The 6,450-nt window shown below is 70.4% G+C and carries 7 protein-coding genes; 4 read left to right on the top strand and 3 right to left on the bottom strand.

What is annotated here, in order from left to right:
* On the top strand, positions 1-634 hold a 634-nt coding region (locus ACWDX9_RS56385; RefSeq protein ID WP_449971147.1), incomplete at its 5' end, for a cellulose binding domain-containing protein.
* 73 nt (positions 635-707) lie between these two features.
* The gene (locus tag ACWDX9_RS56380; RefSeq protein WP_449971144.1) at positions 708-2,282 is read left to right on the top strand and encodes a cellulose binding domain-containing protein; all 1,575 of its coding nucleotides are present in this window, start codon (positions 708-710) and stop codon (positions 2,280-2,282) included.
* Between the two features lie 20 nt (positions 2,283-2,302).
* On the opposite strand, the gene ACWDX9_RS56375 is transcribed toward ACWDX9_RS56380, so the two are convergent.
* Positions 2,303-3,772, bottom strand: a complete 1,470-nt coding sequence (locus ACWDX9_RS56375) for an SDR family oxidoreductase (RefSeq protein WP_449971141.1) — start codon at positions 3,770-3,772, stop codon at positions 2,303-2,305.
* A gap of 78 nt (positions 3,773-3,850) precedes the next feature.
* A complete protein-coding gene (locus ACWDX9_RS56370) occupies positions 3,851-4,126 on the bottom strand; it encodes a hypothetical protein (RefSeq protein WP_449971138.1) in 276 nt (91 codons plus the stop codon).
* A gap of 856 nt (positions 4,127-4,982) precedes the next feature.
* Between ACWDX9_RS56370 and ACWDX9_RS56365 the strand changes: the two genes are divergently transcribed.
* On the top strand, positions 4,983-5,414 hold the full coding sequence (locus ACWDX9_RS56365; protein ID WP_449971135.1) for a BP74-related protein: 432 nt from the start codon (positions 4,983-4,985) through the stop codon (positions 5,412-5,414).
* A gap of 101 nt (positions 5,415-5,515) precedes the next feature.
* A complete protein-coding gene (locus tag ACWDX9_RS56360; RefSeq protein WP_449971133.1) occupies positions 5,516-6,193 on the top strand; it encodes a response regulator transcription factor in 678 nt (225 codons plus the stop codon).
* Positions 6,194-6,196: 3 nt separating this feature from the next.
* Here ACWDX9_RS56360 and ACWDX9_RS56355 read toward each other — a convergent pair.
* On the bottom strand, positions 6,197-6,450 hold a 254-nt coding region (locus tag ACWDX9_RS56355; protein WP_449971130.1), incomplete at its 5' end, for an ATP-binding protein.

Raw genomic sequence — 6,450 nt, 5'->3', positions numbered from 1 at the left:
GGGGATCCACGGCATCAGGGACAACGTGCTCAACATCTCCGGCGGGCGATCCCTGCGTGACCGGTTCGTCCGGAACAACGGCTGCACCGCCCAGAACCCACCCGAGCCGGCACAGGGCAGCCTGACGCACCGGGTCACCACCTACTCCGGATGCTCGGCCGGGCATCCTGTCGTGTGGGCCGCGTTCGACGAAGGCCACATCGCCGCACCCCAGGACGGGGCCGGCGGCGACAGCGGCTCCAGGACCTGGGTCCCGGCAGAGGTGTGGAAGTTCTTCACCCAGTTCCAAAGCGGCCCGACACCCACGCCGACACCGACCCCCACCCCGACTCCCGTCCCGGGGGCGTGTTCGGCCACGATCGAGACGGTCAACAGCTGGGACGGCGGGTTCCAGTCGACGGTGACGGTCCGGGCGGGCAGCGCGCCGGTCGACGGCTGGACCGTGAAGTGGACCTGGCCCGGCGGGCAGAGCATCAGCAGCCTGTGGAACGGCACGCAGAGCGGCTCCGGCTCCGCCGTGACGGTCCGCAACGCCCCCTACAACGGCTCCATCGCCGCGGGCGGCTCCACCACCTTCGGCTTCACCGCCAACGGCACCGCGGCCACCCCCACCGCCACCTGCACCAGCCCCTGACCTCTCGTTCATCCGGGCCGGCCGACACCACGTCACCGAGGCCGGCCGGCCTTTAGGAGGGCCCTTGCGCAAGGTGAGAACGCTTCTCGCCGCCGGCATTCTCATAGGCGGCCTGATCGCCCTGGAGGACCAGGCCGGCGCCCTGGACAACGGGGTCGCCCGCACACCCCCCATGGGCTGGAACAGCTGGAACACCTTCGGCTGCAACATCAACGAGACGCTGATCAAGCAGATGGCCGACGCGATCGTCAACTCCGGCCTGCGTGACCTCGGCTACAAGTACGTCGTGGTCGACGACTGCTGGTTCGACCCCGCCCGCGACTCCGCGGGGAACCTGCGGGGCAACCCGTCGCGCTTCCCCGGCGGGATGAAGGCCCTCGGCGACTACCTGCACGCCAAAGGGCTGAAGTTCGGCATCTACCAGGTGCCCGTGGACAAGACCTGCGCCCAGTACTTCGGCGGCTACCCGGGCGCGACCGGAAGCCAGGGGCACGAGGTCCAGGACGCCAAGCAGTTCGCCGCCTGGGGCGTGGACTACCTGAAGTACGACTGGTGCTCGCCCAACGGCACCATCGACGACCAGGTCCGCACGTTCGCGAAGATGCGCGACGCACTGGCGGCGACGGGCCGGCCGATCGTCTACAGCATCAACCCGAACAGCATCCACGCCAAGACCGGGCCGCAACGCAACTGGGGCGATGTCGCAAATATGTGGCGGACGACCGAGGACATCACCAACAAGTGGAACACCGGCCAGACGAACGGGTACCCGATGGGCATCCAGAACATCGTCGACGTCACCGTCCCACTCGCGTCCTACGCCAAGCCGGGCGCGTTCAACGACCCCGACATGATGGAGATCGGCCGGGGCGGCATGACCGACACCGAGATGCGCAGCCACTTCGCTCTCTGGGCGATCATGGCCTCACCCCTCATCGCCGGGAACGACCTGCGCGCCATGGACCCGGCGACGACGACCATCCTGAAGAACCAGAACCTGATCGCCATCAACCAGGACCCGCTCGGCCTGCAGGCCCGCCAGGTCAGCAACGACGGGACCCGGCGCGTGCTGGCCAAGAGGCTCGGCAACGGCGACGTCGCGGTCGCCCTGTTCAACCAGGGCGGCAGCACGACCACGATCAGCACCACCGCGTCCGCGATCGGCCTGGCGGGCGATTCGTTCACCCTGCGCGACGCGTGGACGAACACCGTCAGCACCAGCACCGGCACCATCACGGCCGCCGTGCCCTCGCACGGCACCGTCGTCTACCGGGTCAGCGGCGGCACCACGTCGTCGCCCACGCCCACGCCCACGCCGAGCGGGCAACCGGGCGGGTGCACGGCGACGTACCGGCTGGTCAACGACTGGGGCACCGGCTTCCAGAGCGAGGTGACCGTCACCAACAACGGGCCGTCCGCGATCGACGGCTGGACCGTGCGGCTGACGCTGGCCGGTGGCCAGACCATCACCAGCCTCTGGAACGGCGTGAACACCGGCACCACCGGCGCGGTCACCGTCAGGAACACCCCCTACAACGGCACCATCGCCGCCAACGGAACGACGACCTTCGGCTTCACCGCCAACGGCGACGGCACGACCGCCCCCACCGGCGTCACCTGCACGACCCCGACCTCTCAAGGAAGGTAAGCGACCCATGCGACGGGGTCTTACGCGGGCACGGCCTTTCGCCGGGCGGCGGCCGCCGCCACGTTGACGGGCATGCGCCCGAAGATCAGGCCGTGGAACGGGCTGATCGCCCACCAGTAGAGGTGCCCGAGCAGGCCGTGCGGATGGAAGATCGCCCGCTGCCGGTAGAAGGTGTCACCACCGGAGCGGGAGACGCTCAGTTCCAGCCAGGCCAGGCCCGGTAGCCGCATCTCGGCGCGCAACCGCAGCAGGCGACCGGGCAGCACCTCTTCCACCCGCCAGAAGTCGAGCGTGTCCCCCGTCCTCAGCCGGTACGCGTCACGCCGCCCGCGGCGCAGCCCGACGCCGCCGAAGAGTCTGTCCAGCAGGCCGCGTAGGTGCCAGGCGACCGGAAGGGAGTACCAGCCGTTGTGACCGCCGATACCCTCGATGACCTGCCACAACGCCTCCGGGTCCGCGTCCACCCGGAGGCTGCGGCAGTCGATGTAGAGGCTGCCGCCCGCCCAGTCGGGATCGGTCGGCAGCGGGTCGCTCGGGGCGCCGGGCGTGGAGGCCGAGGACCAGCTAGTGGCGACGTCCGCCTCCTTGATCTTCTTGAGCGCCAGTGAGACGGCCTCGCGGAAGCCGATCAACCCCTCCTCGGGGTCGGTCACGTAGCGGGCGATGTCGTGCTCGCCGCAGATCCCCTCATTGCGCAGCGACTCGACCAGCGGCCGCGCGATCCCCGACGGGACCGGGGTGACCAGGCCCACCCAAAGGCTCGACAGCCTCGGGGTGAGCACCCTCACGGGAATGATCGCGCGGTGGGGCAGACCGGCCACGGACGCGTACCCGTGCATCATGTCGGCGTAGGTCAGCACGTCCGGGCCGCCGATGTCGAAGGCACGGTTGACCTCGTCGGGCACGCTCGCCCAGGCGGTGAGGTAACGCAGCACGTCCCGTACGGCGATGGGTTGCGTACGGGTGTGCACCCAGCGGGGCGTCGTCATGACCGGCAACCGTTCGGTCAGGTATCGCAGCATCTCGAACGACGCCGAACCGGAGCCGATGATGACCGCGGCCCGCAGCACCACCGCCGGCACGCCTGCCCGCAGGAAGATCTCGCCCACCTCCGCCCTGGACCGCAGATGAGGGGAAAGCCGCTCGCTGGGGACGAGCCCGCCGAGGTAGACGATGCGACGTACCCCCGCCTGCTCGGCCGCCGCCGCGAACGTCTCGGCAGCCCTGCGGTCGTTCTCGGCGAACTGCCCGGCCCCGCCCATCGTGTGGATCAGGTAGTAGGCCACCTCGATGCCGTCCAGGGCCTCCCGGGTCTGTCCGGGATCGGTGGCGTCCGCCTTGACGACCGACGTCCGCGCCACCCACGGCAGGTCCCGCAGCCTCTCCGGGGACCGTGCCATGCAGCGGACCTCGTGACCTGCCGCGAGCAGTTCGGGGGCCAGCCGGCCGCCGATGTAGCCGGTCGCCCCGGTGACCAGACAACGCGCCATCTCCGCACCCTCCGCTGTGGGGTGTGCCCTTCGGGCCGGGCTACCCAGCAGATCGGGACATAACCGCACGTCAGAGCCCTACGAGTCGTGGGCGCGCCGCAGCACCGGCAGCCCCGTGCCGGAGTCGAGCACGAGACGGTCGCCCAGCGGCCGGGCGAGCGTGACGGTGGTCGTGGCCGTCTTGAGCATCGCCGGGCAGGGCTTGCCCGAGCCGGAGCCCTCCTCGTCCACATCGACCACCACCAGCTGTCCGGTCTCGTAGGCGCGTGCCCCGCGAACGGTGTCGCAGGCGCCGTACCCGTAACGGAGCAGCAGCTCTCTTGGCTTGCCGGCGACGAGGTCGAACGCCGTCACCTCTTCGACGCCCCCCCTGCACCCGCTCGGGCCGGGCGGTGACGGCCGAGGGGTCGACCGCCACGTGGACCTTCTTCTGCTCGACTCCCTCGACGGTGAACATCCAGGCGGGCACCTGGACCGCGCCGCGGCTGGTCTCCAGCGGGACCTTGCCCAGCCTGGCCCCGGTCACCCGGAGGAGGCGGCATCCCTTGGCCGGACACTCCTCTTCGATGAGCCCGGCCGGTTTGCTGAACTCCGCGTACGCCCGCTCCGCCGTGACGAGCGGCACCTGCGAGACCTCGCCGTCCGGCCATCGCACCTCGGCGCGGGCCGGGGAGCCGGTGGGCAGCCTGGTGGCCAACCGCCAGGCGCCGTTGTGCGAGCTTCTGTTCACCCAGGCCGGGATTCGGCGCACATGGTTCCATCCCTGCGGATTCAGCACCTCCAGCGCGACGAACCCCCTGCGCCAGGCGCGGTCGTCGGCCGACCCCTGCCAGCGCTCCGCCACCTCACGAGCACGCCTCTCGAACGCATCGGACCCGCCGGTCGGAGAGACCCCACCGCAGGAGGAGAGGAGCACCATCAGGGACAGGCACGCGATCACTCTTCGCACGAGACCTCCGCCTGGCTTTCCGAGTTTCATGACTCGGTGCCAGTCTCGATGATCTCGGCGCCATGGTGAGCCGGTCGGCGGCGCGGTTTCCCGTTCGACAGGCGCAGGCCGGGGGTGAGCGCCGCGGTGACGGCGATTGGGGCCGTTGCACGCGGTGACAGCGTTATCACTGTGACGGCAGGGGACCGCTCTTACCCTCCTGTGATTACTTAGCGCATGGACAAGCTACTCACGGTAATCGTACGAGGTGAAAGGGTCTCCATGCGCAGCATCCTGACCAAGACCGTCTCGGCTATCGCCGCCATCGCGACGCTCGGCTTCGCCGCCCCCGTGCCCGCCCAGGCAGCGGCCCGGGCCTACTTCGAGTTCACCGACTTCACCCAGTCACGGTTCATCGTCGAAATCACCGACCCCGACAAGATCCAGCACGCCCGCGACCTGCTCAGCGGCGACACCACGGACAGGCCGCACATCATCGGACGCATCGCGCCGCGCCCCGCTCCCTACAACCCCGCCTGGAGCTACCAGCTGCGGCCCGAGACGGTCGACTTCTTCGACTTCGCGATCGAGGTCTGCGACGCGACCATCCCCTACGTCGAGGATCACCTGGACGAGGCCGGCGGGGCGTTCCTGCCCGGCTATGTCTGGTGCCCCTGGTCTTCCAGGCTCGTGCGCGAAATTCCGACGGCATAGGCCCCTGGCGTCGTCTGCCATCGCGGCCCCCGGAGAACCGATCCGGGGGCCGCCCGCGCAGCTCGACCGCCCTTGACGGCGTAGCCCGTACCATCGGGCGCATGACGTGCGTGCTGGTCGTGGAGGACGACCTGGTCATCCGGTCCGAGCTGGCCGAGGCGCTGGCCGCCCAGGGTTACCAGGCGGAGCCGGCCGCGGACGGGGCCGAGGCGCTACGGGCGGCGGAGCGGCACCAGCCCGATCTCGTCCTGCTGGATCTGGGGCTGCCCGACGTGGACGGGGTGGCCCTGTGCCGGCGGCTCCGGGCAAGAGTGCCGGACACGGTGATCGTCGTGCTCACGGCCCGTACCCAGGAGTTCGAGGTCGTGGTGGCACTCGACGCGGGTGCCGACGACTACCTGACCAAGCCGTTCCGGCTGACCGAGCTGATGGCCAGGATCCGCGCCCACCTGCGGCGGCGCGGACCGGCCCAGGGGGAACGGCTGCTGACCGCCGGGCGGCTGCGGCTCGACCTGCCCGCCCGCCGCGCCTACGTCGGGGAGGCGGAGGTGGCGCTGCGGCCCAAGGAGTTCGATCTGCTGGCGGCGCTGGTCAGCCGGGCGGGCGAGGTGGTGACGCGCGAGCAGCTCATGGACGAGGTGTGGGACGAGAACTGGTTCGGCCCGACCAAGACCTTGGACGTGCACGTGTTCGCGCTGCGCCGCAAGCTGGCCGAGCACGGCGAGGGGATGGAGCGGATCGTCACGGTACGGGGTCGCGGCTACCGCTACGAGCCATGACCATCACCTGCCGTGGCCGGGCAGCAGCAGGCTGAACAGCGGCGGTCTGGCCCGGCTGAGCACCAGCCTGCCGCCTTCGGCCTCGGCCAGCGAACGGGCCAGGGCGAGGCCGATGCCGTGGCTGTCGCCGCTGGACCGGACGAACGGATCGACGCCCTCGGCCACGCCCGTCCCATGATCGCCCACCTCGATGGCCAGCCCGGGGCCGACGTCGGAGACGGTGACCGCGACCTCTCCATGGCCGTGGCGTACCGCAT

The organism is Nonomuraea sp. NPDC003201 (assembly GCF_053590415.1).
This window is presented reverse-complemented; position numbering and strand designations above follow the sequence as displayed.

Coding starts and splice junctions, on each gene's coding strand:
- ACWDX9_RS56375 (WP_449971141.1), bottom strand. CDS start 3,772: ATGGCGCGTTGTCTGGTCACCGGGGCGACCGGCTACATCGGCGGCCGG.
- ACWDX9_RS56360 (WP_449971133.1), top strand. CDS start 5,516: ATGACGTGCGTGCTGGTCGTGGAGGACGACCTGGTCATCCGGTCCGAG.
- ACWDX9_RS56365 (WP_449971135.1), top strand. CDS start 4,983: ATGCGCAGCATCCTGACCAAGACCGTCTCGGCTATCGCCGCCATCGCG.